The sequence below is a fragment of the Mesorhizobium sp. M2E.F.Ca.ET.209.01.1.1 genome (assembly GCF_004010375.2).
Taxonomy (GTDB): domain Bacteria; phylum Pseudomonadota; class Alphaproteobacteria; order Rhizobiales; family Rhizobiaceae; genus Mesorhizobium.
Genome location: NZ_SADP02000002.1, coordinates 217634 through 244364 on the forward strand (window position 1 = coordinate 217634; position 26731 = coordinate 244364).

Here is a 26731-nt window from a genome sequence, read left to right on the forward strand (position 1 = left end):
AACGTCGACGGTGGCATCTGCTACCACTGACGCCTGTAGCGGGCTCTCGCGGGCACCCTACAGCCGCGGCCTCGCCACCATGCGCGCCACCCGCGCCATATCGGCGCTCATCTCGCGATCGTCGTCGAGCGGGGCGACCAGCGCCCGCACGGCCTCATAGCTGCGCCGCGGGCCTTCGCCCATCGAGTCCAGCACGCCGCGCAGCTCCACGCCCGTGGCGGCGAAGATCAGCTCCATCGCCACCAGATAGCGCAGGCGCTCGATGATCCCCGCCGTCTTGGCCACCACGCGCGGCGCCATTGACGACTGGTCCTCGACGCCGTCCGAGATCGCCAAGGGGCTGAGCGACATCGGATTGGCGAGGTGCCGGATCTCGGCTTCGAGGGCGGCGACCGGCTTTTGCAGTTCCGCATAGCCCTGGCGGCTGCCACCCCTGGCCGACAGGAAGCGCGGCAGCTCCGCCACGGTCGGCGACATCAGCTTCATCGAGCGGTTGGCGGTGCCGACCGCGCAATGCGCCAGCGCCTGGCCGAGGTTTTCCCAGGTCAGTGTGAAGGCCGTCAGGTCGAAATTGCCGTTGGAGACGACCCGCTCGGCCTCCGGCAGGATGACCGGATTGTCGCCGGAATGGCCAAGCTCGATCTCCGTCGCGATCTTCGCCTGCTCATAGGCATGGAGCAGCCCGCCCCAGACTTGCGGCACGCAGCGGAAGCTGAGCGGATCCTGCAGGCGCCGCGCGGCGTTCTCTTGCCACAGCCCGCTGCCTGAAAGCTCGGCCCGCAACCGCGCGCCGATCTCCTGCTGGCCGAAGGCCGGACGCGCCGCAAGCGCATCCTCGTCGATGGCCTTGAGCGACGCGCGGAATGCTTCATAGTTCAGCGCCACCGCCGCTAGCGACCAGTCGATCAGGCACGCGATCTCTTCGAGCGCCAGGCATGCCGTTCCGGTCGAAAGGCTGTTGGCGACGATGATGGCGTGGCCGTCCTTTTCGCGCAGGTCGAGCGGTTCGAGCCCGGCGAGCTTCAGCGCCTCGGCCGACGGCATGATCCTGCCTTGATACTCGCTCTCGCCGTCGCCGCGCAGCGCCCGTGCCAGATGGCCGAGCGGCGCGAGATCCGCGGCGCCCACCGATCCCCAGCTCGGAATGACGGGATGGACGCCGGCGTTGAGCGCGGCGAGCAGGCCGAGCACCACACCTTCCGAAGTGCCGGTGCCGCCCGCCGCCATGCCGCAGATGCGCGCGACCATCAGCGCCCGCACCGCCTCGGTCGGCAGCAACGGGCCGGCGCCCATCGAATGGCTGAGCGGAACGCTGTGCTGGAAGGCAATCAGGTCGGCCCCGGCGAGCGGCGTGTCGACGCAGGCGCCAAGTCCGGTGGTGACGCCGTAAAGCGGCTTGCCGAGCTGGGTGAGATGCTCGATCAGGGCGCGGCTTGCGCGGATGCGGCGCATAGCTTCCTCGCCGAGCACGAGCCGGGCATTGCGCCGCGCGATCTCGGCGACGTCTTCCGTGCTGAGCGGCTTGGCGTCGAGGACGATCACTCTGGCTGTCATCGGTCTATTCCTTGGGCCTCCGGGAATGGTGGCCGAACGAATGCAGGATATCCGGCATCGGAGCCGGCCATTGTCGAAAATCCGCCGTCGCGATTGCCGTTATCTTTCTTCAGCTGGCTGTACGGCGCGAGAAATGCTCCATACGGGAACTTTTGCGCCGCCAGCGATTTTGGATATGCTGCGAATCCAACTGCCGAAAGGTTGCCGTCGATGATGAAGTACCTCGCCCTCTCTGCTTTCGTGCTGGTCACGGCCGCCAGCATGTCCGCCTCGGCGGTCGCGGGCGAATGGCATCATCATCGCTACCATCGTCATCAGCCGCCGGTCGAGCATGAGCGCTACGTTCCGGCCAGTGATGATATCCTCTACCAGCTGTTCGGCGGTCCGCGCTATTACGACCAGCAGCTTTTCACAACCGCCGCGGGCGCCTGTTCCTACGACGGGGTCGGACCGGATGCGAATGCGATAAACAAGATCAACGACCATCATTGCGGGAAGTAGCCGTCGTCCGTCACGCTTCGCCCTGCGAAAGATAGCCTTCGACCATTTCACTGCGTTCGCGGACGACTGATGCCGTCAGCAAGGGCTTCCGTTGGTCGCTGCTGGCGCCGAGGGCGTTCGAACACATTCCCTCGACACATTGTATACAAAACATAAGAAAGATGTTGACAATCTGCCGCAGCCGGTTTCCCTTAACACTATCCGCGCAGCCTATGAGCAAAACACAAAGCGCGATAACCAAGGGGAACTGCCAATATGATCAACCGTCGCTCGACTCTGAAATCCATGGCGCTCGGCGCCGTCTCGACCCTGGCCATTGCCGCTGTCGGCATTTCGTACGCGCAGGCTGAAAACAAGGAACTGAAGATCGGTTTTGTCGGCGTCACCAGCGGCCCGGCCGCCGCCTGGGGCACCTCGAACGTACGCTCGATGCAAACGCGCGCCGCCTGGCTCAACGAAAAAGGCGGCGTCAAGATCGGCAACGACACCTACAACATCAACATCGTCACCTTCGACGACCAGAAGGACCCCAAGCGCGCTATCGCCGGCATGGAGAAAATGGCGCAGGAAGGCATCCACTATGTCGTCGGTCCGAATGTCGATGACGGCGCCGCCGCGGTGCGCCCGGTCGCCGAAGCCAACGGCATTATCTATTTCCCCTACGCCTTCCCCAAGGCGCTCTACCAGAAGCCGGCTTCCAACGCTGTGCTCGGCATGATCGCCAACTACCAGTCGGGTCCGGCAATCTACAAATACCTCAAGGAAAACAAGGGCGTGAAGAAGATCGCCTTTGTCGCCGCCAATGAATCCGACCCGCTCAGCCAGCGCGACTCGGGTGTCGAGGCGGCGAAAGCTCTCGGCCTGGAAGTCGTCGCCCAGAACGACACCTACCAGAACGACACGCGCGACTTCACCCCGGTGCTGACGCCGATCGTCGCCTTGAAGCCCGACCTGCTCGTCCTGTCGGGTGTCGCGCCGGCCAATGCGCCGCTGCTCATCCGCGCCGCCCGCGAGCTCGGCTATGAAGGCCTGATCTCGACCGAAACCGCGCAGGACGCCAAGGTGCTGGAAGAGGGCGCCGGCGAATATGCCAACGGCTTCATCTCCGTCGGCGGCGCCTCGACGCCGGAGATCGCTTCGGACGAGATGAAGGAATTCGTTGCCCGCTACACCAAGATGTTCGGCGAATATAACGACGAGTCCAACACCAAGGTCTATGCGCTGGAATACATCCTTGACACGTTGAAGGCCAATCCGGCCGCGATCAACGACGTCGCGGAATTCAAGAAAACCATGGACACTTTCTCGGCGCCCAATCCCTACCTCAAGGGTGACGCGAAGCTGAGCTATGTCGGCGCGACGTCCTTCGGCCAGAAGCGCCAGCTCTCGGTGCCGATGGTGGTCAACGAATACAAGGACGGCGCGTTCCAGACCCTGTTCGTCGGCTCCGTCGACTAGTTTACCTTCGAGCGTCACTTCCTCCAGCTTGCCGCGGGGTCCAATAGGCCGGACCCCGCGGAAGATCGAAGGTATCCATGGAACAGGTCATCGCCAACGGATTGTATCTCGGTGCCCAATACGCGCTGATCGCGCTGGGCCTGACGCTGATCTTCGCCCTGATGAACGTGCTCAATTTCGCCCACGGCCAGATGTATGTGCTGGGCGGGCTCATCACCTACACCGTCTACGGCCAGCTCGGCCTGCCTTTCGTGGTGGCGCTGCTCGCCTCCGGCGTCACGCTCGCCGTCATCGGCGCGCTGATGGAGAAATTCCTCTTCCGCACCGTCATCCGGCGCAGCCATCGCGAGGAAAGCACCATGCTGCTCGCCGCCGCGACCGCCTTCTTCTTCGATGCCGTCATCCTGCTTCTGTTCGGCGAAAAGCAGCGCGGCGTTCCCAAGATCGTCAAGGGCGTCTTCAACGACGTTGGCATCATCATGCCATACGACCGCATCGTCGTCGGCGCGCTGGCGATCGTCTTCATCGCCGCCTTCGTCCTCTACATGCAGTACAGCCGGGTCGGCCGCGCCATGCGCGCGCTTGCCCAGGACCGCGTCGCCGCCCAGCTGATGGGCGTCCGTGTCGACCGCTATTCGATGATCGGCTTCGCCATGGGCGCCATGCTCGCGGGTGTCGTCGGCGGGCTGCTGGTCACCATCACCGGCGTCAATTCAGGCATCGGCGGGCCGATCTCGATCAAGGCCTTCCTGATGGTGATGATCGGCGGCGCCGGCGTCGTCGGCGGCGCGATCGCCGGCGGCTTCATCCTCGGCATGATGGAATCGGTCGGCCTCACCGTGCTGCGCGAATATGGCGACGTAACCTATCTCGTCATCTTCGCCGCCCTGATGGTGTTCCTGTCGATCCGCCCCAACGGGCTGATGGGCAAGCCGTGGGGTTGATCGTGCCATGACCTTCAATCGCAACACCAGGGTCGCCGCGGTCGTCGCCTTCCTCGCGATCGTCTTTGTCGTCGTGCCGGCCGCGATTTCGGCCAGCGGCCGCTTCGACCTCTATTACACGCTGACCTCGGTGGCGCTGCTCAGCATCGCCAGCGCCGGTGTATGGCTCACCTTCTACATCGGCCGCATCAACATCGGCCAGGGCGCCTATGCGCTGACGGGCGGCTATGTCTCGGCCATATTGGTGATGAACCATGGCTGGTCGTTCTGGCTGACGCTCCCCGTCGCAGGACTGTTCTGCGCCGCCGCCAGCGTGCTGATCGGCCTGCCGATCCTGCGCCTGCGCGGCGTCTATTTCGCCATGGTCACGCTGGTGCTGACCGAGGTCGCGCGCCTGCTCGCCCTGGCGCTGCCGATCACCAACGGCGCCAAGGGCATCGTCAGCATTCCGCTGCCCGGCGCGCTGTCGGTCTTCGGGATCACGCTGATCCCCGATTTCGCCACGCTGCAGAATTCGCGGCTCGCCTTCTATCTGCTGGCGGTCACGCTGATGGTGGTCTGCTTCGCGATCATGTACCGGCTGGTCAATTCGCGCATCGGCAAGCTTTGCCAGTCGCTGCAGCAGAACGAGGAGCTCGCCTCCTCGATCGGCGTCAACATCGCCTATCTGCGCGTCATCGCTTATGCCGTCTCATCCTTCTTCGGCGGCGTTTCCGGCGCCATCTTCGCCGCCATCTCGCAGTCGATCTACCCGTCGAGCTTTACCGTCACCGATTCCGTCAACTTCATGCTGAACTGCTTCCTCGGCGGCCTCGGCTATGTGTTCGGTCCGATGCTCGGCACGCTGGTGCTCTATTTCGGCTGGGACCTTCTGTTCCAGACCGGCCAGTTCCAGTTGCTCATCTATTCCGGCCTGATGATCGTCCTGATGCTGGTGCTGCCCAACGGGTTGCTCAGCCTTGCCGAAACGACCCGGAAGAAGGGTTGAGCTATGGCCGAAATGCTCGAGGTCTCCGGCATCACCAAGCGCTTCGGCGGTCTGGTTGCGGTCAACAACGTGTCCTTCTCGGTGCGCGAGAAGGAGATCCTGTCGGTGATCGGGCCGAACGGCGCCGGCAAGTCGACTTTGTTCAAGCTGATCTCGTCATTCCTCAGGCCGACAACGGGCGAGGTGCGGCTGAAGGGCGAACGCATCGCAGGTCTCGCTCCGCACATCGCGGCGCGCAAGGGCGTGGTGCGCACCTTTCAGGAGACGACGATCTTCAAGAACATGAGCGTGCGCGACAACGTCATCATCGCGCACCATCTGCGTTCGAAGGCGAGCCTCTTCGGCTTCTTCCTCGGCACCGGCACAGCGAAGGCGGACGAGGCGGCCTTCGGCCAATCGGCCGACGACATCTTGGCGCTGCTCGGCCTCTCCTCGCTCGCCCATGAGATCGCCCGCAACCTGCCGCATGGCCATTTGCGCGCGCTGGGCATCGCCATCGGTCTGGCTACCAACCCTTCCATCCTGCTGCTCGACGAGCCCTTCGCCGGCATGAACCATGACGAGACGATGCGCATGGTCGAGATGGTGCGGCGCCTGCGCGAGCGCGGCCTTACCATCCTTCTGGTCGAGCACGACATGCCGGCCGTGATGAAGATTTCGGATCGGCTCGTCGTGCTCAATTTCGGGCAGAAGATCGCCGAGGGAACGCCGTCGGAAATCCAGGCCAACGACAAGGTGATCGAAGCCTATCTCGGCAGCGAAGACGAGGCGATCGGCCTATGAACCGGATCCTGAACTTCGCCAATGTCGAGCTCTATTACGACCATGTCTATGCGCTGAAAGGCGTTTCGCTCGAGGTCAACGAGGGCGAGACCGTCGCGCTGATCGGCGCCAACGGCGCCGGCAAATCGTCGATCCTTCGCGCCATCACCGGCCTGCGCAAGATCAGGTCCGGCGAGATCCATTACGGCGGCAAGCGGATCGACGGCGCCGCCCCCGACGAGATCGTCAAGATGGGCATCGCCATGGTGCCGGAAGGACGCCGCGTCTTCCCCTACATGTCGGTCAGGGACAACCTCCTGATGGGCGCCTTCACCCGCACCAGCAAGGCCGAGATCGCCGCTTCGATGGAGATGGTGCTGGGGCGGTTTCCCCGGCTCAAGGAGCGCTTCTCGCAGGCCGCCGGCACGATGAGCGGCGGCGAGCAGCAGATGCTGGTCATCGGCCGCGCGCTGATGGCGAAGCCGAAGCTGCTGCTGCTGGATGAGCCATCGCTGGGCGTCGCGCCAAAGCTCGTCCAGGACATCGCCCGCTCGATCGTCGCTATCAACCGCGACGAGAAGGTCAGCGTGCTGCTGGTCGAGCAGAATTCGCGCATGGCGCTGCGCATCTCGCAGCGCGCCTACGCGCTGACCACCGGCAGTGTCGCGCTCAGCGGCAACTCCGCCGAACTGCTGACCGACGACCGGGTCAAGCGTCTTTATCTGGGCGGCGAGATCTGAGGCTGAATGGAATGCGCATTCTCGTCATCAACCCCAACACCACAGCCTCGATGACCGCCAAGATCGGCGAGGCGGCGGCAAGTGTCGCCTCCGGCGCGACGGAGATCGTCGCCGTCAATCCGGTCGACGGACCGCCCAGCATCGAAGGCTATTTCGACGAGGTCTTCGCCATTCCCGGCATCATCGCCGAGATGGGCAAGGCACAGGCCGACGCCTATGTCATCGCCTGCTTCGACGATACCGGCCTCGATGCCGCGCGCTGCGCGACGGAGGCTCCCGTCATCGGCATCGGCGAGGCGGCCTTTCATATGGCCAGCCTCGTCGCCGGCAAGTTCAGCGTCGTCACCACGCTTGCCCGCTCGGTTCCGGCGATCGAGCACAATCTGGCGAAATACGGCCTCGCCTCGCGCTGCGCCAAGGTGCGCTCGTCGGACGTCGCCGTGCTCGAGCTCGAACGTCCGGGATCGAATGCAAGACATCGGATTTCGGAAGAGATCGCGCGCGCCATCAGCGAGGACAGGGCCGAGGCGATCGTGCTCGGCTGCGCCGGAATGGCCGACCTTGCGCACAGCCTGTCCGAGGAGCACGGCGTCCCGGTGCTGGATGGCGTCGTCTGCGCCGTCACGCTGGCCGAGAGCCTGTTAAAGGTCGGCTTGAAGACATCGAAGATCGGCGGCTATGCGGCGCCGCGCGGCAAGCAGTTTGCCGGCATGTTCGCACCGCTGTCGCCGGCCGACTGAGACAGTCGTGTAAGGCAGGCTGCCCGGGATTGACCACCGCGCAAGCCATATTAGATTGAACCGACCTCTACCAATGGAGGCAAATCAGGCGTGCTGCGCCTGCGCGTTGAAGAGCATGTTGACGGTACTCAGGGAAGACGATCGAGAAGACAAGCCGGCGGCGCGCTGGTCGCCGATCTATTATGGGCTGAGGGACGCCATCGTCAGCCATCGCCTCGCGCCGGGCACGAAGCTGCCGGAGGACGAGTTGGCCTCGATCTATTCGGTGAGCCGCACCGTCGTTCGAGCCGCCCTGCAGGCGTTGGCGCACGACCGGCTTGCACGGCTGGAGCCCAACCGCGGCGCCTTCGTCGCTCAGCCATCGAAGATCGAGGCGCGGGAAGTGTTCGAGGCGAGGGCGCTGATCGAGCCCAAGGTGGCGGCGCTTGCCGCCAGGGCGGCGGTGCCGTCGGACATCGTGCAATTGCGCCACCATCTCGAAAAGGAGCATGAGGCGCTGCATGATGGCCGCGACAGCGACGCCATCATGCTGTCGGCGCGCTTTCATGTCGGCATCGCCGAAATCGCGGCGCATTCGGTCTTCACCAACTTCGTGCGTGACCTCGTCTCGCACTCCTCGCTGATTATCGCGCTCTACTGGAAGCGCCGCGACGCCACCTGCGAGAAGCATGCCCATCATGCGCTGGTCGACGCCATCGAGGCCGGCGACAGCGCCGACGCCGCCGCCCTGATGAACAGCCATCTGGTCGACCTGCTCTCCGGTCTCGACCTGACCGACAAGGTGGGTAAATCCGACAGCCTGGCGGATTTGTTGCAGACGGCGGTCCAGCCGGGTCGCTGAACCGCCGGAGGACTGGCTAGGCTGCGGCCGCCTGCGAATAATCCATCCGTTCAAGATCGGCGATCAGGCCGGGTCCGGTCGGCTGCCAGCCGAGATGCTGGCGCGTCCATTCGCTCGACGCTGGCATGTCGAGGCCGGCGAAGATGGAAAGCCATCCGAAATGGTCCGCTGCCTCGTCCTGCGAGAGCGAGACCACCGGCATGTTGAGGCCGGCGCCGATCACTTCCGCGATCTCGCGCATCGGGATGCCTTCCTCGGCGACGGCATTGTAGCGCACGCCGGCGTCCTGCTTGTCCAGCGCCAGACGGTAGAGCTTGGCGACATCGAGCACATGCGCCGCCGACCATCGGCTGCGGCCTTCGCCGAGATAGGCCGACACGCCCTTGGCCCGCGTCTGCGCGATCAGCGGCGTGATCAGGCCCTGCTTCACCGTGTCATGCACCTGAGGCAAGCGCACCACCGATACTTTGACGCCCTTCTCGGCCAACGCTTGGCCGGTCAGTTCCGACAGGATACGCGGATTGGGATGCTCTGTGTTGAAGACGTCTTCCCTCGCCGGTTGTCCATGTTCGGCGGAGCCCATGCCGACGCCCGACGTGATGATGAGCAGCCGGTCCGAGCCGGCGAGCGCGCCGCCGAGCGCTTCGATCACGCGCTTGTCCTTCTCGCAATTGGCGACGAAATTCGAGAAATTGTGGTCGAAGGCTGTGTGGATCACCGCATCCGATTTCGCCGCGCCGTCGCGCAGGCTGTCGAGGTCTTCGATGTCGCCGCGATGCGGCTCGGCGCCTGCGGCCACGAGCGACCGCGCGCCGGCATCGGAGCGGGTCAGGCCAAGCACCTGATGACCCGCGGCGAGAAGCTCAGGCACGATCCTGGAACCGATGAAACCGGTCGCGCCGGTAAGAAATACACGCATGGGAGGTCTCCTGTGGTTGTTCGGAGGCCTTATTTGCGCTATAGCTCATTCTGTTAAAGTAGTGACTTTATCATGGTATAATGCCCAACAGGATGGCAATGCCCCAAGGGACCGCCGACAAAGAGACGACCAACAAGCTGGGCACCTTTCTTCGCGATCGCCGCATGCGCCTCGATCCGACGGCGTTCGGCTTCGCCACGGGGCGACGGCGCACCCAGGGCCTGCGGCGTGAAGAGGTGGCGCAGCGCGCCAATATCAGCCCGACCTGGTACACCTGGCTGGAGCAGGGGCGAGGCGGCGCCCCGTCCGCCGATGTGCTGAACCGTATCGCCACCGGCCTGATGCTGACCGAGCCCGAGCGCGAGCATCTGTTCATGTTGGGTCTCGGGCGGCCGCCGGAGGTCCGCTACAGAGGCGTGGACAGCGTGACGCCGCGCCTGCAGCGTGTCCTCGACGCCTTGGACCCCAGCCCGGCGATCATCAAGACCGCGACCTGGGATGTGGTGGCCTGGAACCGCGCCGCCGCGGCGATGCTGACCGACTATTCCAAGCTGCCGCGCGAGCAGCGCAACATCCTGCGCCTGATGTTCGGCAATCCGCGCGTGCGTGACGCGCAGGACGACTGGCAGAGCGTCGCGCGTTTCGTGGTTGGCTCGTTCAGGGCTGACGCCGTCCGTGCCGGCGCCGGCGCGGAGGTCACCGAACTCGTCGAGGAGCTTTCGCGGGTGAGCCCCGAGTTCGCCGCGCTCTGGCGCGACAATGATGTCGTCCCGGCGCATGGCGAAGGCGTGAAGCGCCTGCGGCATCCCGACATTGGACTGATCGAGCTGGAGTTCTCGGTCTTTGCCGTTGACGGCCGGCCCGAGCTCGGCATGATCGTCTACAATCCCGTGACGCAGGCGGACGCGGAACGCATTCAATCGCTGATCGCGTCTCGATCCGGCTGACGCCGTGCCCTTTGTGTTTGCCTCACGGCGCGTCTGAGATTGGCTGCAGGACCAGGGAGCTGTTCCATGAACTTCGATCTGAAATGGTCTCCGTCCGAAAAGAAGGTTGCTCGCGCTGCTTTCGATGCGGCGCTGGAGGTGGCGCTCGGCAAGAAGCTGGCCGAATTCAAAAAGAAGGCCAGCGATGCGGCGACCTTTTCCGATATGTGGGAGATCGAAGATTATCTGAGACAGCAACGGCGAAACCTTGAGCAGATGTTCGACTATCGCTACTCGCAGCTGACCGTTGTCTTTGGCGGTCTAATCCGGAAAGGGTATCTGGACGAGAAGCTCCTTGCCGGTTTGTCGCAAGACAAACGGGAAGAGATAAGCAGGTTCCTTGCTTGGCATGAGAGAAACTAGTGGCACCGCACAGGGATTTTGAGCGGTCGGCTCTGTTTGCGTTGGCAGGCGGCATGCGTTGGAGATTGGCCGAAACGCCCATCGCGATCGTCATTCCAGGGCGAAGCAGGAGCGAAGCTCCGTCGCGAAGACCCTAGGATCCATGCCGTTACCTTCGAAGGCGTGCAACGGAGCAGAATTCTGCACCGCGGCAACGCTTCGAAGTCACGGCATGGATTCTATGGTCTACGCCGCGTCGCTTCGCTCCTTGCTCCGCCATAGAATGACGAGGTTGGGGCGGCTTCGACCAATCCCCGGCGTTTGCGCTGATTTCACGCAAATGAACGGAAAATCCTGCGCCAAGACAAACGGCAACCTTTCAAAATCCCTGTGTCGGGGAATTAGCGCGCCAGGACTACCTTGCCGCGCGCCTGAGCGCCCGCGGCGGCTGGCCGAAGCTTCTCATGAAGGCGCGGCGCATGCGGCCGGGATCGCCGAAGCCGGTTTCCCCGGCGATGCGGCCGAGTGGCGCGTTGCTGGTTTCCACAGCCATGCGCGCCGCTTCCAACCATGCATGCAGCTCAAATATCTCGGACACAGCCGGCCCGGTGAACCGTCAGACTCGAAGCGTCAGCGTGGCTGCCGTTTGCCCGACCGCTTCGGGGAAGGGTCTGTGTCAGCCGGCTGCCTTATGTGGTCGATGAAAGCGCGCAGCTTGGGCAGCACCTGGTGCCGTTCCGGATAATAGAGAAAAACGCCCGGCGTGGTCACCGCGAAACGGCCAAGCAGCGCCTGCAGGCGCCCGTCGGCGGTCGGCGCTTCGGCGATCGGGCTCGGCACCTGCGCCAATCCGACACCTTGGATCGCCGCGCCGAGCAGCGACGGATAGTCGTGCGCGATCAGCGGTCCCGAGACGATCGCCTCTATCGTCTTGTTGCCGTCGACGAAGGACCATGGCGCAACTGAGCCGTTGGAGCGGCGCAGGCGCAGGCAGGCATGGTCGCGCAGGTCCTCGATGCGCTCGGGTGCAGCGCGCCGGCGCAGATAATCGGGACTGCCGACGACCACCATCGGAAAGGACGGCGTCAGGCGCACCGCGACCATATCGGGCGCGATCAGATCGCCGATGCGGATGCCGGCATCGAAGCCTTCGGCGGCGAGATCGGCCAGTTCGCCGCTGGCGACGATCTCCAGCTCGATCTCAGGATAGGCCTGGCAGAAGGAGGCGATCATCGGCTCCAGCAGCACCGGCACCACGGCCGGCGGCACCGAAAGGCGCAACAGCCCCGCCGGCCGCTGGCCCATGTCGCGGGCGATCTCGCTCGCGGCGATCAACTCCTCGAAGGCCGGCCGGGCGCGCGCGAAAAAGCGCTCGCCGGCTTCGGTGAGGCCGACGCTGCGCGTCGTGCGGATGAAGAGCGCGGCACCTATGCGCGCCTCTAACGTGCGTATCGCCTGGCTGATCGCCGACGGGGTGACGGCAAGCTCGGCCGCGGCCTTGCGGAAATTGCGGTGCCTTGCGACGCTCAAGAAGGCCTCCACGCCGTCGAGCGCGCCGTGTCGGACTGTGAAGTTCTGCTTCATGACCCATCGACATTATCGCTGATAGTCGCTGGCCGAAAGTGGCCGTATTTCTTGCGCGACGAGGAAGCCTGAAGGGAAGTGCAATGACCGACGAACTCGATCGCGTGCGCGATCACTACCGCGCGACCGGCCTCACCGATCGATTGAAGACGGCGCTGGCGGTATTTGGGCCGGAGGAACAGCGGTTGAAGCCCGAGCAGCTGGCTACGCTGGATCAGTTCCACACCCGCGGGCTGGCCGCGACAGCGGAGCTTGCCAATCTGGCCGTAATCACAGCCGGCATGTCGGTGCTCGACGTCGGATCGGGCGTCGGCGGGCCGGCCCGCTTTCTTGCGGAGAGCTATGGCTGCCACGTGACGGGTGTCGATCTCAGCGAACCCTTCGTCGAGGCCGCGCGCTATCTGACCCGGCGAACCGGGCAGGACGGCAAGGTGTCGTTCGAAACCGGCAGCGCGCTGGCGTTGCCTTTCGAAGACGGCCGCTTCGATGCCGCGCTTTTGCAGCATGTGGCGATGAACATCGCCGACCGGCCGCTGCTCTACCGCGAGATCAGGCGCGTGCTGAAGCCGGGCGGAAAATTCGCGACCTTCGATGTCGTGCTGAGCGGTGGCGATCCACTCTATCCGGTGCCGTGGGCGAAGACGCCGGGCGAAAGCTTCCTGTTGACCGCCGAAGCGACCTGCGAGGCGATCGAGGCCGCCGGCTTCGGCGCGCTGGTCCGCCGCGACGACACGGCCATAGCCAAGGCCTGGTTCGCCGAACTCCGCGCCTCCGGTCCGCCGCCGCTCAATCTCGGCGTCGTCATGGGGCAGGGTTTCGCCGAACTCACCACCAATCTCGGGCGCAATCTCATGCAGGGACGGCTGGGTATCCTCACCGCGGTGTTCGAAGCCTTTCCGGTCAACTGAGCAATTCCAGGAAAAGTGTTCAGCGGTTAGGCTCGGCGACTTCGCCGTAGCCTTCCGTCCGGAATTGCGAAAACTAATATTGATAGGAGGCGCGGATGTCACCGGCGATGATCCTGAACATCCAACTTGGGCTTGGCTACGTGCCCTGGCTGCTTTGCTTTGCCGCCTATATCTGGCCGAGACTGAGGTCGATGGAGTCGATAGAGGCGCAGCGAGCCATCGCTACGCTGCACAGCTTCCGCTTCTTCGGGCTCGTCTTCCTGATCCCGGGCGTCGTGGGGCCGGACCTGCCTGCCGGCTTTGCCCCTTTTGCTGCCTATGGCGACTTCGCGACCGGACTCCTCGCCATGCTGGCGCTGCTCGCAGTGGCGAGGCCCGCGATCTTCTGGCCGCTCGTCGTCGCCTTCAATGTCGTGGGCGTGGTCGACCTTGTCGGCGATTACTATCACGGCGTCATGCTCGACCTTCCCGGTCATGCCGGGCAGTTGGGCGCGACCTATGCGATCCCGGTCATCTACGTGCCGCTTTTGATGATCACGCATGTCGCGGCCTTTTATCTGCTGGCGCGATCCAGGCGCCATCAGCCGGCAACGGCCTAATACATAGGGTTCGCCATGTGCTTGGGCGCCGGCCATTCGCCGGTGATCTCCGGCTGCACCGGACGCTCGAGATAGGTCGACAGCACCACATAGCTGCGCGTCGAAGTGACGCCGGGCGTGTCGTAGAGACGGGCAAGCAGCCCTTCGAGCGCCCGCGTGTCCTCGGTGCGCACCTTGAGCAGCATGCAGGTGTCGCCGGCGACGGTGTGGATCTCCTCGACCTCGGGATATTTTGAGACCGCCATCAGCTCCGGCGTCTTGCCCCAGCCTCTTGTGTCGATATGCACGAAGGCGAGCAGCGGCTTCTTCACCGCCCGTGGATCGATGATCGCCGATGTGGCACGAATGGCGCCGCTGCGCTTCAGCCGCTTGACCCGCTCATGCGCCGCCGGCGGCGACAGGCCGACGCGCTCGCCCAGATCGGCATAGCTGATGGTCGCGTCCTCGACGAGAACGCCTAATATTTTTCGGTCAATCGGGTCGATCTCACGGGCCGGTTGCTTGTTCCGCTGAATGTCATCTGTTTCTGCGTCCATATGGAAATTCTCCGTTGATGCGGAATTCAATTCGGCCAATATGATGATATGTCGAACAGCAATCAATCAGCTTTTATGACTGAGGTGCCCCGCGCGCCGATCCCGGCCTCAGCCTATCTGCTGACCGGCTGCATTGCCGTCATCGGCTCCAATTCGCTGGTTCTGGGACCGATCGCGCCGGCCGTCGCGGCGTCGTTCGGCGCCAGCGTGCCGGCGGTGATGACGGCGGCTGCCGCTTTCGGCCTCGGCACCTCGGCCAGCGCGCTCTTCCTTGCCCGCTACATCGACCGTATCGGCGCGCGCCGCATGCTGCAGGGCGCATTGCTGCTGCTGGCCCTGGCGCTGGTCGCCAGCGCGCTCGCGCCGACCGTCGCTTTGCTCGTGACGGCCCAGCTCGTCGCCGGCATTGCCGCCGGTATCGCCATGCCGGCGATCTATGCCAGTTCGGCCGCGATCGCGCCGCCCGGCCGCGAAAGCGGCACCATCGGCGTCGTGCTGACAGGCTGGACGCTTTCCATGGTCGCCGGCGTCTCGCTGTCGGCGGTGCTCGCCGATCTCATCCACTGGCGCGCCGCCTTCGCGGCCGTGGCGCTGCTGGCGGCAGCGGCCGTTGCCGGCCTTGCGATGAGTTCGTTGCACGATGCCAGGAAGAGCGGCCCCGCGCCGTCGCCGCTCGGCGCGCTCGCCGTTCCCGGCATCCTGCCGCTGCTCATTGCCTGCGGCGCCTTCATGACCGCCTTCTATGGCGTCTACGGCTATCTCGGCGATCATCTGCATGAAGCTCTCGGCGAGCCGGTCAGCGCCAACGGCCTGGCGGCCGTCGCCTACGGCCTCGGCTTCGGCGCGGCCGCCTTGCTCGATGGTGTCATCGATGGCCTCGGCGCGCGCCGTGTCATGCCCTTCGCCTATCTGCTGGTCGCCGCTGTCTATGTGGTGATCGTGCTGGCGAGTGGTAGCTTCGGCCTGCTGATCGCGACGACCTCCGTTTGGGGCCTGGCCAACCATTTCGGTCTGAACGTGCTGGTCATGCGCCTTACCGCCCTCGACCCGTCGCAGCGCGGCACCATCATGGGCCTGAACAGCGCGGTCACCTATCTCGCCGTCACTGTCGGCACCGCCGGCTTCGGCCCGCTTTACACGAGCCTGGGCTTCGCCAACTGCGCCCTGATCGCCGCGGGATTGATGCTGGTGGCGGCATCGGCCGCGGCATGGCGATCGGTCGGTCCTCGGTAACAGGTCTGCCTTACTCCTCGCTTGCGGACGGAAAACCGTTTCGCAGTTTCCTTGCAATTGCTCTAAGGCTGGCTTGCGAACCGGAGTCGCAGCCGATGAAGACCAGCCTCGAGATCACCGCCGAGCCCTTGCCGCAGGACCTCGCTTTCCTGAGCGGGAACCTCACCGCTTTCAACGACGCCGATGTCGGCGCGTCAGGTCGAAAGCCGCTGGCGGTTTTTGTGCGCGACGAGCATAGCGTCATCGTCGCCGGCATTTCCGGCTACACCGCCTGGGGCTGGCTCTACGTGCAATGGCTGTGGGTCGACGAAAAGCAGCGCGGCCAACACATTGCCGCCGGCATGCTCGAAGCCGCCGAACAGGAAGCCGTCGTACGCGGTTGCCACGGCGCCTGGATCGACACCTTCAATCCGATCGCCGAGAAGGTCTATCGGCGCCAGGGCTACAAACCGTTCGGGGAGCTCCCGGATTTTCCGGTCGGCCGTCGCCGCGTTTTCCTGCAGAAGAAGTTGCCGTAGAGCAATTCCAGGAAAAGTGTGGAGCGGTCAGGCTCGGCGTCTTCGCCGTAGCCTTCCGTCCGGAATTGCGTCAAAACAAACTAACCCGCGAGCTTTCCGCCGCGCATCGGTTTTGGCGCGCCGGTGGTGCTTGGAAAGCTGATCGGCAGGCCGCGCAGCACGCGCACGGCGAGGAAGGCAAAACACTCCGCCTCCACCGCGTCGCCCTTCCATCCGAGCGTCTCGGCCTGCACCACTTCGACGCCGGCGCGGCTTTCGAGCATCGCCATCATCGTCGGGTTGTGGCGGCCGCCGCCGCTCACCGCCAGCCGTTGCGGCCTTCGCGGCAAAAGATCGAGCGCCTTGCCGACGGCCGACACGGTGAAGGCCGTCAGCGTAGCGGCGCCATCCTCTGCGTTCAGCCCTTCGGCCATGGCCGAGGTGAAGTCGAAGCGGTCGAGCGATTTCGGATAGGGCTTCGTCAGGTAAGGATGCTGCAAGAGCCTGGCGAGCCTTTCCTCGTCGACCTTGCCGGCGGCTGCGAACCTGCCGTCGCGGTCCATCTCGCCGAGGCCCTTCGCCTTGATGAAATCATTGACCGGCGCATTGGCCGGCCCGGTGTCGAAGGCGACGATATTGTCCTTGCCGTCCCACCAGGTGATGTTGCCGACGCCGCCGAGATTGAGCACCGCGGTGTCACCGCTGGCGTCCGCTTGCTTGAGCAGCGCCGCATGATAGGCGGCCGCAAGAGGCGCGCCTTGCCCGCCGGCCGCCACATCGGCCGAGCGGAAATCGTAGGCCACCTTGGTGCCGAGCAGCGAGGCCATCAGCTCGCCATCGCCGAGCTGGCGCGTCCTTCCGATCTTGCCTGGCTGCGGCGCGCGATGCAGCACGGTCTGGCCATGGAAGCCGACGATGCCGATATCGGCCATGCGCATGCCGTGGCTCTCGACCAGATCCCTGACCGCCGCCGACTGCGCCCGCGTCAGCGCCTCCTCGGCCTCGCGAAAAATCACTGGCTCCGGTCCCTCGAAATTCCAGGCGCGCGCCTGGCGCAGCGTCTCTTCGAGCAAGGCGCGGATCGATTGCGGGTAGGGGGCCAGCGTGTAGGTGCCGGTATCGGCGATGCGCTCGCCGTCCGTCTTGATCAGCGCCACGTCGATATTGCCGTCGAGCACCGTGCCGGTCATCAGGCCGACGGCCCAGATTGGTTCCATGGTCTTGTCCCCGAATCGTCGTCACCACGTGTCGGACGGATCGGCGCGGCAGGCAAGTCTTTCGCCGCGCCCTTGTCGGCGGCCTTTTGCGCCAAATGGCGAAAATCGAGCAACCACGTTCTTGCCTCTTGCCGCCGAAGGCGCGAGCCTGCGCGACCTCACCGACCTGTCTCAAGGAGGAAATGCCATGGCAGCCAATGTTGCAGTGATCGCGGGCGCCGGCTCCGGGCTGAGCGCGTCGTTGGCGCGGCTTCTCACCAAGGAAGGTTTCCGCGTCGTCCTTGCCGCGCGCAATGTCGACAAGCTTGCCGCGCTGCTGAAGGAAACCGGCGCGCAGGCCGTGGAAACCGACGTGTCGGACGGGGCCTCCGTCGAGCGGCTGTTCGAGGCGGCCGACAAGGCGGGTCCGCTCGAAATCGCCGTCTTCAACGCCAGTGGCCGCACGCGCGGGCCGATCGCCGAACTCGACGCGGAAGCGGTCAAGCAGGCCCTCCTCGTCGGCGTTTATGGCGGCTTCCTGGTTGGCCAGCAGGCGGCGCGCCGGCTTCTTGCGCGCGGTTCCGGCTCGATCCTGTTCACCGGCGCTACGGCGAGCCTAAAAGGCTTTTCGGGCTCGGCCGGTTTCGCCATGCCCAAATTCGGTCTGCGCGGGCTGGCGCAATCGATGGCGCGCGAGCTCGGCCCGAAGAACATCCATGTGGCGCATTTCATCATTGACGGCCAGATCGAGCCGGCCGGTCAGGCGCCCGAGCCCGAACGTCCGGACCGCCGCCTCTCGCCCGACGCGATCGCCGAGACCTATCTCGCGGTCCATCGCCAGCATCGCAGCGCCTGGAGCTTCGAGGTCGAGCTGAGACCCTGGGTCGAGACGTTCTGATGGCCCACTGCACCAACCGCGCAATAACGCGCACCGCCGTGGACATGTTATTTTAGAGAGTCTGCATATTTACTGATGCCATTTTAGCGATCCGCAATGTAAAAAGGCGAAAAATAAAAGATACCTTTACTTAACTTCGGCGTGCATACTGCGGAACGGTCAGATCTGTTGTCCGGCTCTCCTGCGCGAATTGAGAATAGGCATGCCGCTTACACGTCGTACGCTGTTTGCAGCCGGAGGCGGAGGGCTGCTGATCGTGCAGGCGCAAGCCGTTTCCACGCCTGCCCAGGCGCAAGACGTGCCGAAACCCATCGTCGCCGACAACAAGCTGCGCATCGCCATGCCGGCTTTCGCTTCCGATCCGTTCTTTCCGGCCGACGGTTCAGGCGACAAGGGCATCGACATGGACCTTGCGCGCGGCATAGCCGCGGAGCTCGGCGTCGAACCGGTGTTCGACCGGTCCGCCGTGACCTTCGATGCCATGGTGCAAAAGCTGGCCTTGGGTGAGGCCGACCTGGCGATCGGCAAGCTCAGCCGCACGCTTAAACGCGGCCGGTCGATTCTCTATTCGCGGCCCTACGCCATGCTGCACCAGGGTCTGCTCGCCAATCGCGTTAACCTGGCGCGCATCACACAAGGCAAGCCGCCCGAGCAGATCATCCGCGATTTCTCCGGCGAGCTCGGCGTGATCGAAGGCTCGTCCTTCGCTACCTATGCAGCGGTGACCTTTCCGCATGCCACTATCCAGCGCTTCGCGGGCTGGAACACCGTCATCGATGCGATCCGCAACGGCACGATCGACCTCGCCTATCGCGATGATTTCGAGATCAAGAAGCTGATGGTCGACGATCCGTCGATGACGGTCGTCGCGCGCTCCATCACGCTGACCGACAAGGTCGACACCATAGCGGTCGGCGTCAGCCCGGCCAATCCGCATCTCGCGGCCTTCGTCGATCTCTATCTCGATCTGGCAAGGGGCCAGCAGGTCCTCAACACCGACGAGATCATCGCGCGCTATCGCCAGGGGAGCAAAGCCTGACAATGGCCGTCTCGGATGCAGCCGCACCCATGCCTCTCGATTGGCGCCTGGCGGCGAAGCGCATCCTGCGCTCGCCGTTGACGACGATCATCATGATCCTGGCCGGGATCTTGTGCGGGCTCTACTACCCGGCCTTCGCCCATGCGATCAGCCCCGTCGCGCAGGTCTACCTGAATTTCCTCAAGATGGTCGTCCTGCCTTACCTGGTCTCGTCCGTCATCTTCTCGATCACCGCCATGGTCCAGGACCCGAAATCGGTGCGCTATCTCGGCAAGGTCGGCATAGCGGTGCTGGTCGTGTCGTTCCTCGCCGTGCTGGTCAGCGGCACCTATTCGCTGATCCTCAAGCCCGGCCAGATCGAGAACCCGCAGTCGCGCATCGAGCTCGGTGAGTTCATCAATTCGCAAGGCAGCGTCTCCACCGATCTCGCCTTCCCGTTCCAGCCGCCGCCGCCCACCGGCGATGCGAACAGCGGCCATTCGATCTTCCTGGATCTTGTGCCGAACAACGTCTTCAACGCGCTGGCCTCGGGCCAGACCATTCAGGTGCTGTTGTTCTGCCTGCTTTTCGGGCTGGCGATGGGCAAGATCCCGCAGCCCTCGTCGCTCAGCCTCTCACAGGCGCTGAACGCCGTGTACCGGGCCTGCACGGTGCTGACCAACTGGTTCGTCTGGGGATTGCCTTTTGCGACCTTCATCCTGATCGCCGACCAGACCGCCTCGACCGGTACCAAGCCGCTGATGCTGATGGGCGGCTATCTGCTGGTGATGGGCCTTTCCTGCCTGACATTCCTCGCAGGCGCGTTTGCTATCATCGCTATACGCTCGCGGCGAAGCTACTGGGCCACGATCAAGACCCTTCAGCCGCTCCTGATGGTGGCCATCACGACGCGCTCCACGGTCGCCTCGCTGCCCTGGGTCATCAACCTTTTAAGCGAACGGCTGCGCTTCAACCTGGTGGTGGTCGAGCTGCTCGTGCCGCTGCAAGCGGCGCTGCTGCGGACCGGCCCGGCGCTGGTCTACACCTCGGGCGCCCTGTTCATTGCCCAGCTCTACGGCCATCAGCTGGCGATCCCGGACCTCCTGCTTGTCGGCGTCGTCTCCGCGCTTCTGGCGCTGACGACAGGCGGCATGGGCAGCCTGCTCATCCTGTCGCAGATGTCCATCGTCTGCGGCTATCTGAAGCTTCCCTTCGAGGCGGCGTTCGCCCTTTTCGTCGCGGTGGACGCGGCCGTGGACACGCTGATGACGCTGTCCAGCGTCTCCACTGTGGCCGCAAGCACGGCAATGATCGCGCCCAGCCATCGAGAGAGGACGCAGAGCGCTGAAATGGTCGGGCAAGAGCTCGAAGCCGAGCCAGCCCAATGATCGACGACGGCATTCGTCCCCAGCTCGGCATCATCGGCGGTCTCGGACCGCTGGCGTCGGCCGACTTCTATTTCAAGCTGACCCGGATGACCGAAGCACTGCGCGACAACGAGCATGTGCCTTCCGTTATCCTTAGCGTGCCGCAATTGCCCGACAGGACCGAAGCGATCCTCAGCAACCATGACGGTCCGCTGGCGCCGCTGCGAGCGGCGGTCGCAACGCTCAACGCGCTCGGCGTTGCCTGCATCGCCATGCCCTGCAACACCGCCCATCATTGGTACGACAGGCTGGCGGCGGACTCGCGAGCCGAGATCATCCACATCGGCGACGCCGTGGTGGCGGAAATCCGCCGTAGCCTGGACCGGGGCAGGGTTGCCAACCTCGCAACCCGGGGCACGCTGGTTTCCGGCTTCTATCAGCGCAGGATAGAGGCGGCGGGCTTCGAGCTCTGCATTCCGGCGGACGCGGAGTTCCAGGAGCGAGTCGACAGCGCGATCATGCTCGTCAAGGCCGGGTCGATCGCGCAAGCCGCTGCCGAGACCGAGCGCGCGCTTCATCTCGCGCAAATGGCCGGCGCCGATGTCGCCCTGCTTGGCTGCACCGAATTGTCGGTGGTGGCGGCCAGCCTTGGCGACACGGACGGATTGATCGTCATCGACAGCAATGCGGCCCTGGCGCGGGCCAGCCTGATGCGGCTGGGCTTCGGCGTACAGGAAGCGCGGGGCCTGCCGACTGTGCCTCGCTTGCGGGGAAGCGATCGGTTGAGCTGGCGAGTCGCGCAGCAGGCCTCCTGAGCGCTTGCCGCTTGATCGCGTAAAACCGGCTGCCAGCAGCCAATGTTCTCCAAGTCATAAAATCTTTGAGAGAATATTTTCCGCCTCCCGTCTGAGAGGAAATGCGCTTCTTTGCCCGAGCGGGCAGCATTGGTGATGCTTGAGATCAAGGCTTCGCATCCCGCCGGGCCGAAATGATTTCAAGATTGCAAGGAACGCATCATGTCAGAACGCGGCAGCGCTTCAAATTCTCTCGTTACGTCAATCACCAGGCGCGCCGGACTGGCGGCACTTCTCGCCACGACATTGGCCGTCATCGGCCTGACTGCGCCGTCGCCCTCCTTCGCCGAGGACAAGAAGGCGATCAAGGTCGGCATCATCAGTGGCGAGGACGAGGATGTCTGGCGCGTCGTCACCGCCGAGGCGGCCAAGAAAGGGCTGACGATTGAGACCATCGTCTTCAACGATTACACCCAGCCCAACGAAGCGCTGGAGCGCGGCGAGATCGATGCCAACGCCTTCCAGCACAAGCCCTATCTCGACAACCAGATCAAGACGCAAGGCTATCACATCGTGCCGGTCGGTTATACCGGCGTCTGGCCGATCGGCCTCTATTCGAAGAAGCACGCCAAGGTTGCCGACCTGCCGGAAGGCGCCGTCGTCGGGCTTCCGAACGATCCGTCGAACGAGGGCCGCGCGCTGCATGTGCTGGAGCATGAGGGCCTGATCAAGCTCAAGGACGGCACCGGCATCCTGGCGACCACCGCCGACATTGCCGACAACCCGAAGAAGCTTGAGATCAAGGAGCTCGACGCCGGCATTGTCGGCCGTTCGGTCGACGATCTCGACGCCGCCGTCGTCAACACCGACTGGGCGCTGAAGAGCGGCCTCGGCCCTGAAAACCGCATCGCGCAGGAGCCGGTGGCGGACAATCCCTACCGCAACTTCATCGCGGTCAAGGCCGGAAGCGAGAACGAGCCCTGGGTGAAGACGCTGGTCGCCTCCTACCAGAACGAAACGGTCAAGGCCGAGTTCGACAAGGTCTACAAGGGCACCGGGATCAGCGCCTATTGACCGGCGCCTGGCTATCTGAAGTTGGCGGTCCGCTTTTGAGCGAGCCGCCCTCGCATTTGAGCGGTACGGAAACAGAGATGAATCAGCATGTCACGGCTGAGACGGGCGACCCGGTCGCTGTCGAACCAGCCGCGTCGCAAGACGTTGTCCGCCTCGTAGACCTGAAGCGCCGCTTCGGCGCGACGGCGGCGCTCGACGGCGTCTCGCTTACTGTGAAGAAGGGCGAGATCCTCGGCATCATAGGCCGCAGCGGCGCCGGCAAGTCGACGCTGATCCGCTGCCTGAACGGGCTGGAGCGGCCGGATTCCGGCGAGGTCTTCATCGAGGGTCGCGAGATCAGTCGTCTGAGCGAACACGAGCTGCAGCCGTTGCGCCGCCGCATTGGCATGGTCTTCCAGCACTTCAACCTTTTGTCGGCGAAGACCGTCGAAGACAATGTCGCGCTGCCGCTCAAGATCGAAGGGCGGACGCGCGCCGAGCGCATGGCCCGCGCGGCTGAATTGCTGCAGCTGGTCGGCCTGTCGGAGAAGGCCAAAGCCTATCCCGCTTCACTGTCGGGCGGCCAGAAGCAGCGCGTCGGCATCGCCAGGGCTTTGGCCGCGCGGCCGGCGCTGCTCTTGTCGGACGAGGCGACATCGGCGCTCGACCCGGAGACGACGCGCTCAATCCTCGCGCTGCTCAAGGACATCAATTCCAGGCTCGGCCTCACCATCCTGCTGATCACGCACGAGATGGAGGTGATCCGCTCCATAGCCGATCGCGTGGCGGTGATCGATGCCGGCCGCATCGTCGAGGAGGGCGCCGTCTGGCAGGTCTTCGCCGATCCGAAATCAGAGATCACCCGCAGCCTGCTCGGCGGCATCCGGCCCCAACTGCCGCCCGAGATCGCCAGCCAATTGGTGGCGGGCGAAGGCACCGAAACGATTCTCAGGATCGATGTCGCCGGAGAAGCCGCGCGTCGCCCGCTGCTGTCCGAACTGAGCGCCGGCGTGCCCGGCGCGTTCCGGCTTGTGCACGGCGGCATCGACCATGTGCAGCAGCAGCCGGTCGGCACGCTGTTCGTGGCTGTTCCTGGAGCCGATGCCAGGCATCTGGCGGCGGTTATCGCATTCCTCAAAGACCGCGGCGCGCGGGTGGAGGTGCTTGGCCATGTCGCCGGTCCTGTTTGAACTCCTGCTTCGCTCGATCTGGGAGACGGTGCTGATGACCGGCGCGTCCGGTCTCATCTCGCTTGTCTTCGGCCTGCCGCTTGGCCTTGCCCTGGTCGCCACCGATCGCGGCGGCATCGCCGAGAGCCTTTGGGTCAACCGCATCCTCGGCGCCGTCATCAACGGCTTCCGCTCGGTGCCCTTCATCATTCTGCTGGTGGCGCTCATCCCGGTGACGCGGCTGATCGTCGGCACCTCGATCGGCACCTGGGCGGCCATCGTGCCGCTGTCGATCGCGGCGACGCCCTACTACGCGCGCATCGCCGAAGTGTCGCTGCGCGAGGTCGACCTCGGGCTGATCGAGGCGGCGCGCGCCATGGGCGGCAACCGCTGGACGATCATCCGCGAGGTGCTGGTGCCGGAGGCGCTGCCCGGCATCGTCGCCGGCTTTACCGTGACGCTGGTGACGCTCGTCGGCGCCTCGGCCATGGCCGGCGCCATCGGCGCCGGTGGTCTCGGCGATCTCGCCATCCGCTACGGCTACCAGCGCTTCGAAACCAGCGTCATGGTCGCCGTTGTCGTCGTGCTCATCGTGCTGGTCTGCGGCATCCAGTGGATCGGCGACCGGCTGGTCGCTCGTCTGGACCACCGCGGGTAAGGGCAGGCGCCGGAGGCGAACGCAATTTGCCGCAAAAGCCGGGAATTGAGCGCCGGCTTGCTCCGTTTGCAATGAGATTGGTCGGTGTGTTTCTTCACCAGCAATGCCGCTGATGTCATCGTGCGGCTGGGGTTGCCAGAGCAATTCCAGGAAAAGTGCGCGGCGGTTTTCCGTCCGGAATTGCGAAAATAGAAAGTTGCCGCCAAGAGGAGCCTGTCCATGCCAAGAATAATTCCGGTGCTCGATCTCGACCGCCTGGAGCAGGGTCCATCCGAGCTTCGAACTTTCTTGTTTGATTTGCGCACCGCCGCCCGCGATGTCGGCTTCTTCTATCTGAGCGGCCACGGCATCACCCAGCCGGAGATCGACTCGGTGCTGGGTGCCGCGCGCGGCTTCTTCGCCTTGCCGGAAGCCGACAAGCTCGCCATCGAGATGGTGAAGTCGCCGCAGTTCCGCGGCTATACGCGCGCCGGCGGCGAGCTGACCAGGGGCAAGGCCGACTGGCGCGAGCAGCTCGACATCGGCGTCGAACGCGCGACCATTGCGCAAGGGCCGGGCGTGCCGCCCTGGACGCGGCTGCAGGGCCCGAACCAGTGGCCTGCCGCGCTCCCCGATCTGAAGCCGGCGCTGCTCGCCTGGCAAGCCAAGGCGACCGATGTGGCGATCCGGCTGCTCAAGGCCTTCGCGCTGTCGCTCGACCAGCCGGAGGACGCTTTCGATGCGATCTATCGCGGCGAGCCGAACCACCGCATGAAGATCGTGCGCTATCCCGGCCGCGACACGACCGGCGACGACCAGGGCGTCGGCGCGCACAAGGATGGCGGCTTCCTCACCCTTCTGCTGCAGGACGAGAACAAGGGCCTGCAGGTCGAATATGACGGCAGCTGGGTGAACGTGGACCCGATCCCTCAGACGCTCGTCGTCAACATCGGCGAGCTGCTCGAACTCGCCTCGAACGGTTATCTTAGGGCGACCGTGCATCGTGTCGTCACGCCGCCCGCCGGCGTCGAGCGGATTTCGGTGCCGTTCTTCTTCAGCGCCCGGCTCGACGCCACAATCCCGCTGCTCGACCTGCCGGAGGAACTGGCGGCCGAGGCGCGCGGCCCGGCCAGCGACCCGGATAACCCGCTGTTCCGCAACGTCGGCGCCAATGTGCTGAAAAGCCGGCTGAGGTCCCATCCCGACGTGGCTCGGCGCCATTATGCGGATCTGTTGGAAAAAGCATCGGCCGCCGGCTGACGATTGAGACGCGTCAGGGCGAGATTTTCCGCATTCTTGCTCTTTTTTGGAATTTCGTTCGTGGAAAATACACCGCGGTGACCCCAAATAGGCATTGTCGCCCGGTGTTTTCCTCCCATTGCGCCGGGTGATGTTCCCCTCTGAAGGTTATGACCTTCATGCTTGGCCGGGCCGCTTTCGCGCCCGGCCTTTTTCTTTCAAATGCCTGGGGATGCCCGGACTAGGCAAAGACGATATCGACCAAGCGGCCTAGCTCATCAGCTTCGGCAATCCCGCCGCCAGCGCATCGATGGCCAGCCGCACCTTCAGCGGCAGATGCGGCACCTGCAGCCAGAGTGCGTGGCAATCGTAGAGATAGTCCGGCTGGTCGGGCAGCACGCGGATGAGCTTGCCCGCTTCGAAACGCTCACGCACCAGCCAATATGGCAGCCAGGCCAGTCCCATGCCGTCGGTCGCCGCATCGGCGATGGCGTCGAGGTCGTCGAGCCGCAGCCTGCCGACGGGCGCGATCTCGGTTACCGAGCCATCCTCGCGCGGGAACAGCCATGGCTGCAGTGCCTGGCCGAGACGGCGGTAAACAATTGCCTGGTGGCTGGCGATGTCCTCAAACTGAACCGGTCGGCCGGAGGTCTCGATGTAGGACGGCGAAGCGCAGACAACCATGCGCTGGCGCGCGACTCGGCGCCCGATGATGCCAGCCCGGTCATCCAGTGCGCCGGTGCGGATCGCCAGATCGAAGCCGTCCTCGACGAGATCGGCGAAGCGGTCGCTGAGCGACAGGTCCAACTCCAGTGTCGGATAGTTCCGGGCAAGGGCGAGTAGGATCGGCGTGACGCAGTGGCGACCGAAATGCGTCGGCATCGTCACGCGCAGTCTTCCGCGCGGCTCGGACAACTGGTCGGCTGCCAATGCATCGGCCGCCTGCGCTTCCGCCAGCACGATCCTGCAGCGCTCATAATAGGCGCGCCCGAAATCGGTCGGGCTCTGCCGGCGCGTCGTACGGTTGATGAGCCGTGCGCCAAGGCGTTCCTCAAGGAAGCGGACATGCTTGCCGACCATCGGCCCCGAAAGGTCAAGCGCCGCCGCGGCGGCGGTGAAAGAGCCGAGGTCGACGGCTTTCACGAACACTTCCATGCTTTCGAGGCGGTCCATATTGAAAACCCGGCGTTTCGACTGTTCTGCCTGCACAGCGATTTATCGGCTCTTC

29 protein-coding genes are annotated in these 26731 nt (G+C 64.5%); 22 read left to right on the forward strand and 7 right to left on the reverse strand.

Going from position 1 to position 26731, the window contains the following annotated elements:
• Positions 1-57: 57 nt before the first annotated feature.
• Entirely contained in the window at positions 58-1554 is a 1497-nt protein-coding gene (gene hutH / locus EN852_RS04500) for a histidine ammonia-lyase (RefSeq protein WP_127875601.1), read from the reverse strand.
• A gap of 210 nt (positions 1555-1764) precedes the next feature.
• Between hutH and EN852_RS04505 the strand changes: the two genes are divergently transcribed.
• The 8 genes from EN852_RS04505 to EN852_RS04540 all read left to right on the forward strand — a co-directional run bounded on the left by EN852_RS04505 (position 1765) and on the right by EN852_RS04540 (position 8528).
• Complete coding sequence (locus EN852_RS04505; RefSeq protein ID WP_127875600.1) at positions 1765-2055, forward strand: hypothetical protein; 291 nt, start codon at positions 1765-1767, stop codon at positions 2053-2055.
• Between the two features lie 255 nt (positions 2056-2310).
• Positions 2311-3513 (forward strand): ABC transporter substrate-binding protein, encoded by a 1203-nt coding sequence (locus tag EN852_RS04510; protein WP_127875599.1) that lies wholly within the window; start codon positions 2311-2313, stop codon positions 3511-3513.
• A gap of 77 nt (positions 3514-3590) precedes the next feature.
• On the forward strand, positions 3591-4457 hold the full coding sequence (locus EN852_RS04515) for a branched-chain amino acid ABC transporter permease (RefSeq protein ID WP_127875598.1): 867 nt from the start codon (positions 3591-3593) through the stop codon (positions 4455-4457).
• 7 nt (positions 4458-4464) lie between these two features.
• Entirely contained in the window at positions 4465-5445 is a 981-nt protein-coding gene (locus tag EN852_RS04520; protein ID WP_127875597.1) for a branched-chain amino acid ABC transporter permease, read from the forward strand.
• 3 nt (positions 5446-5448) lie between these two features.
• Positions 5449-6228: an ABC transporter ATP-binding protein gene (locus EN852_RS04525; protein ID WP_127875596.1), complete on the forward strand. Its 780-nt coding sequence runs from the start codon at positions 5449-5451 to the stop codon at positions 6226-6228.
• A complete protein-coding gene (locus tag EN852_RS04530) occupies positions 6225-6947 on the forward strand; it encodes an ABC transporter ATP-binding protein (RefSeq protein ID WP_127866904.1) in 723 nt (240 codons plus the stop codon). Before EN852_RS04525 ends, EN852_RS04530 begins: the two co-directional genes overlap by 4 nt.
• An 11-nt stretch (positions 6948-6958) precedes the next feature.
• Complete coding sequence (locus tag EN852_RS04535; RefSeq protein WP_127866905.1) at positions 6959-7687, forward strand: aspartate/glutamate racemase family protein; 729 nt, start codon at positions 6959-6961, stop codon at positions 7685-7687.
• A gap of 115 nt (positions 7688-7802) precedes the next feature.
• Positions 7803-8528: a GntR family transcriptional regulator gene (locus EN852_RS04540; RefSeq protein ID WP_189401719.1), complete on the forward strand. Its 726-nt coding sequence runs from the start codon at positions 7803-7805 to the stop codon at positions 8526-8528.
• A 16-nt stretch (positions 8529-8544) separates the two neighbouring features.
• Here the strand turns inward: EN852_RS04540 and EN852_RS04545 are convergent, their stop codons facing one another.
• On the reverse strand, positions 8545-9447 hold the full coding sequence (locus EN852_RS04545) for an SDR family oxidoreductase (RefSeq protein WP_127875595.1): 903 nt from the start codon (positions 9445-9447) through the stop codon (positions 8545-8547).
• Positions 9448-9545: 98 nt separating this feature from the next.
• Here EN852_RS04545 and EN852_RS04550 point away from each other — a divergent pair, with 98 nt between their 5' ends.
• Together EN852_RS04550 and EN852_RS04555 are read left to right on the forward strand one after the other, a co-directional pair.
• A complete protein-coding gene (locus tag EN852_RS04550; protein WP_127875594.1) occupies positions 9546-10394 on the forward strand; it encodes a helix-turn-helix transcriptional regulator in 849 nt (282 codons plus the stop codon).
• A gap of 66 nt (positions 10395-10460) precedes the next feature.
• On the forward strand, positions 10461-10796 hold the full coding sequence (locus EN852_RS04555) for a hypothetical protein (protein WP_127866909.1): 336 nt from the start codon (positions 10461-10463) through the stop codon (positions 10794-10796).
• A 394-nt stretch (positions 10797-11190) separates the two neighbouring features.
• Here the strand turns inward: EN852_RS04555 and EN852_RS04560 are convergent, their stop codons facing one another.
• Together EN852_RS04560 and EN852_RS04565 are read right to left on the reverse strand one after the other, a co-directional pair.
• Entirely contained in the window at positions 11191-11373 is a 183-nt protein-coding gene (locus tag EN852_RS04560; RefSeq protein ID WP_281407772.1) for a helix-turn-helix domain-containing protein, read from the reverse strand.
• 32 nt (positions 11374-11405) lie between these two features.
• Positions 11406-12359, reverse strand: a complete 954-nt coding sequence (locus tag EN852_RS04565) for a LysR family transcriptional regulator (protein ID WP_127875592.1) — start codon at positions 12357-12359, stop codon at positions 11406-11408.
• Between the two features lie 83 nt (positions 12360-12442).
• On the opposite strand from EN852_RS04565, the gene EN852_RS04570 reads away from it, so the two are divergent.
• Both EN852_RS04570 and EN852_RS04575 read left to right on the forward strand, forming a co-directional pair.
• Positions 12443-13267 carry a class I SAM-dependent methyltransferase gene (locus EN852_RS04570; RefSeq protein ID WP_127875591.1) on the forward strand — a complete coding sequence of 275 codons (825 nt, stop codon included), beginning with the start codon at positions 12443-12445 and terminating at the stop codon, positions 13265-13267.
• Between the two features lie 95 nt (positions 13268-13362).
• Positions 13363-13866 carry a hypothetical protein gene (locus EN852_RS04575; protein WP_127875590.1) on the forward strand — a complete coding sequence of 168 codons (504 nt, stop codon included), beginning with the start codon at positions 13363-13365 and terminating at the stop codon, positions 13864-13866.
• Here EN852_RS04575 and EN852_RS04580 read toward each other — a convergent pair.
• On the reverse strand, positions 13863-14402 hold the full coding sequence (locus tag EN852_RS04580; RefSeq protein WP_126078718.1) for an Lrp/AsnC family transcriptional regulator: 540 nt from the start codon (positions 14400-14402) through the stop codon (positions 13863-13865). The genes EN852_RS04575 and EN852_RS04580 overlap by 4 nt on opposite strands.
• Before the next feature lie 48 nt (positions 14403-14450).
• Here EN852_RS04580 and EN852_RS04585 point away from each other — a divergent pair, with 48 nt between their 5' ends.
• Both EN852_RS04585 and EN852_RS04590 read left to right on the forward strand, forming a co-directional pair.
• The gene (locus tag EN852_RS04585; RefSeq protein WP_127875589.1) at positions 14451-15635 is read left to right on the forward strand and encodes an MFS transporter; all 1185 of its coding nucleotides are present in this window, start codon (positions 14451-14453) and stop codon (positions 15633-15635) included.
• Positions 15636-15730: 95 nt separating this feature from the next.
• The gene (locus EN852_RS04590) at positions 15731-16153 is read left to right on the forward strand and encodes a GNAT family N-acetyltransferase (protein WP_127875588.1); all 423 of its coding nucleotides are present in this window, start codon (positions 15731-15733) and stop codon (positions 16151-16153) included.
• Positions 16154-16233: 80 nt separating this feature from the next.
• Here EN852_RS04590 and EN852_RS04595 read toward each other — a convergent pair whose 3' ends face one another.
• Positions 16234-17349 carry an anhydro-N-acetylmuramic acid kinase gene (locus EN852_RS04595; protein ID WP_127875587.1) on the reverse strand — a complete coding sequence of 372 codons (1116 nt, stop codon included), beginning with the start codon at positions 17347-17349 and terminating at the stop codon, positions 16234-16236.
• 187 nt (positions 17350-17536) lie between these two features.
• Here EN852_RS04595 and EN852_RS04600 point away from each other — a divergent pair, with 187 nt between their 5' ends.
• The 8 genes from EN852_RS04600 (at position 17537) to EN852_RS04635 (ending at position 25524) form a co-directional block, all read left to right on the forward strand.
• A complete protein-coding gene (locus tag EN852_RS04600; RefSeq protein WP_127875586.1) occupies positions 17537-18226 on the forward strand; it encodes an SDR family NAD(P)-dependent oxidoreductase in 690 nt (229 codons plus the stop codon).
• A 202-nt stretch (positions 18227-18428) separates the two neighbouring features.
• Entirely contained in the window at positions 18429-19265 is an 837-nt protein-coding gene (locus EN852_RS04605; protein ID WP_189545714.1) for a transporter substrate-binding domain-containing protein, read from the forward strand.
• A 29-nt stretch (positions 19266-19294) separates the two neighbouring features.
• Positions 19295-20632, forward strand: a complete 1338-nt coding sequence (locus EN852_RS04610) for a cation:dicarboxylase symporter family transporter (protein WP_246694173.1) — start codon at positions 19295-19297, stop codon at positions 20630-20632.
• On the forward strand, positions 20629-21426 hold the full coding sequence (locus EN852_RS04615; RefSeq protein WP_127875584.1) for an amino acid racemase: 798 nt from the start codon (positions 20629-20631) through the stop codon (positions 21424-21426). The genes EN852_RS04610 and EN852_RS04615 overlap by 4 nt, the downstream gene beginning before the upstream one ends.
• A 201-nt stretch (positions 21427-21627) precedes the next feature.
• On the forward strand, positions 21628-22479 hold the full coding sequence (locus EN852_RS04620) for a MetQ/NlpA family lipoprotein (protein ID WP_127866921.1): 852 nt from the start codon (positions 21628-21630) through the stop codon (positions 22477-22479).
• 77 nt (positions 22480-22556) lie between these two features.
• The gene (locus EN852_RS04625) at positions 22557-23648 is read left to right on the forward strand and encodes a methionine ABC transporter ATP-binding protein (protein ID WP_127866922.1); all 1092 of its coding nucleotides are present in this window, start codon (positions 22557-22559) and stop codon (positions 23646-23648) included.
• Positions 23629-24285 (forward strand): methionine ABC transporter permease, encoded by a 657-nt coding sequence (locus tag EN852_RS04630; RefSeq protein WP_127866923.1) that lies wholly within the window; start codon positions 23629-23631, stop codon positions 24283-24285. The genes EN852_RS04625 and EN852_RS04630 overlap by 20 nt, the downstream gene beginning before the upstream one ends.
• 219 nt (positions 24286-24504) lie before the next feature.
• On the forward strand, positions 24505-25524 hold the full coding sequence (locus EN852_RS04635; RefSeq protein WP_127875583.1) for an isopenicillin N synthase family oxygenase: 1020 nt from the start codon (positions 24505-24507) through the stop codon (positions 25522-25524).
• A 249-nt stretch (positions 25525-25773) separates the two neighbouring features.
• On the opposite strand, the gene EN852_RS04640 is transcribed toward EN852_RS04635, so the two are convergent.
• Positions 25774-26676: a LysR family transcriptional regulator gene (locus tag EN852_RS04640; RefSeq protein ID WP_127875582.1), complete on the reverse strand. Its 903-nt coding sequence runs from the start codon at positions 26674-26676 to the stop codon at positions 25774-25776.
• Positions 26677-26731: the final 55 nt, after the last annotated feature.

Coding starts and splice junctions, on each gene's coding strand:
- hutH (WP_127875601.1), bottom strand. CDS start 1,554: ATGACAGCCAGAGTGATCGTCCTCGACGCCAAGCCGCTCAGCACGGAA.
- EN852_RS04505 (WP_127875600.1), top strand. CDS start 1,765: ATGATGAAGTACCTCGCCCTCTCTGCTTTCGTGCTGGTCACGGCCGCC.
- EN852_RS04510 (WP_127875599.1), top strand. CDS start 2,311: ATGATCAACCGTCGCTCGACTCTGAAATCCATGGCGCTCGGCGCCGTC.
- EN852_RS04515 (WP_127875598.1), top strand. CDS start 3,591: ATGGAACAGGTCATCGCCAACGGATTGTATCTCGGTGCCCAATACGCG.
- EN852_RS04520 (WP_127875597.1), top strand. CDS start 4,465: ATGACCTTCAATCGCAACACCAGGGTCGCCGCGGTCGTCGCCTTCCTC.
- EN852_RS04525 (WP_127875596.1), top strand. CDS start 5,449: ATGGCCGAAATGCTCGAGGTCTCCGGCATCACCAAGCGCTTCGGCGGT.
- EN852_RS04530 (WP_127866904.1), top strand. CDS start 6,225: ATGAACCGGATCCTGAACTTCGCCAATGTCGAGCTCTATTACGACCAT.
- EN852_RS04535 (WP_127866905.1), top strand. CDS start 6,959: ATGCGCATTCTCGTCATCAACCCCAACACCACAGCCTCGATGACCGCC.
- EN852_RS04540 (WP_189401719.1), top strand. CDS start 7,803: ATGTTGACGGTACTCAGGGAAGACGATCGAGAAGACAAGCCGGCGGCG.
- EN852_RS04545 (WP_127875595.1), bottom strand. CDS start 9,447: ATGCGTGTATTTCTTACCGGCGCGACCGGTTTCATCGGTTCCAGGATC.
- EN852_RS04550 (WP_127875594.1), top strand. CDS start 9,546: ATGCCCCAAGGGACCGCCGACAAAGAGACGACCAACAAGCTGGGCACC.
- EN852_RS04555 (WP_127866909.1), top strand. CDS start 10,461: ATGAACTTCGATCTGAAATGGTCTCCGTCCGAAAAGAAGGTTGCTCGC.
- EN852_RS04565 (WP_127875592.1), bottom strand. CDS start 12,359: ATGAAGCAGAACTTCACAGTCCGACACGGCGCGCTCGACGGCGTGGAG.
- EN852_RS04570 (WP_127875591.1), top strand. CDS start 12,443: ATGACCGACGAACTCGATCGCGTGCGCGATCACTACCGCGCGACCGGC.
- EN852_RS04575 (WP_127875590.1), top strand. CDS start 13,363: ATGTCACCGGCGATGATCCTGAACATCCAACTTGGGCTTGGCTACGTG.
- EN852_RS04580 (WP_126078718.1), bottom strand. CDS start 14,402: ATGGACGCAGAAACAGATGACATTCAGCGGAACAAGCAACCGGCCCGT.
- EN852_RS04585 (WP_127875589.1), top strand. CDS start 14,451: ATGTCGAACAGCAATCAATCAGCTTTTATGACTGAGGTGCCCCGCGCG.
- EN852_RS04590 (WP_127875588.1), top strand. CDS start 15,731: ATGAAGACCAGCCTCGAGATCACCGCCGAGCCCTTGCCGCAGGACCTC.
- EN852_RS04595 (WP_127875587.1), bottom strand. CDS start 17,349: ATGGAACCAATCTGGGCCGTCGGCCTGATGACCGGCACGGTGCTCGAC.
- EN852_RS04600 (WP_127875586.1), top strand. CDS start 17,537: ATGGCAGCCAATGTTGCAGTGATCGCGGGCGCCGGCTCCGGGCTGAGC.
- EN852_RS04605 (WP_189545714.1), top strand. CDS start 18,429: ATGCCGCTTACACGTCGTACGCTGTTTGCAGCCGGAGGCGGAGGGCTG.
- EN852_RS04610 (WP_246694173.1), top strand. CDS start 19,295: ATGCCTCTCGATTGGCGCCTGGCGGCGAAGCGCATCCTGCGCTCGCCG.
- EN852_RS04615 (WP_127875584.1), top strand. CDS start 20,629: ATGATCGACGACGGCATTCGTCCCCAGCTCGGCATCATCGGCGGTCTC.
- EN852_RS04620 (WP_127866921.1), top strand. CDS start 21,628: ATGTCAGAACGCGGCAGCGCTTCAAATTCTCTCGTTACGTCAATCACC.
- EN852_RS04625 (WP_127866922.1), top strand. CDS start 22,557: ATGAATCAGCATGTCACGGCTGAGACGGGCGACCCGGTCGCTGTCGAA.
- EN852_RS04630 (WP_127866923.1), top strand. CDS start 23,629: ATGTCGCCGGTCCTGTTTGAACTCCTGCTTCGCTCGATCTGGGAGACG.
- EN852_RS04635 (WP_127875583.1), top strand. CDS start 24,505: ATGCCAAGAATAATTCCGGTGCTCGATCTCGACCGCCTGGAGCAGGGT.
- EN852_RS04640 (WP_127875582.1), bottom strand. CDS start 26,676: ATGGACCGCCTCGAAAGCATGGAAGTGTTCGTGAAAGCCGTCGACCTC.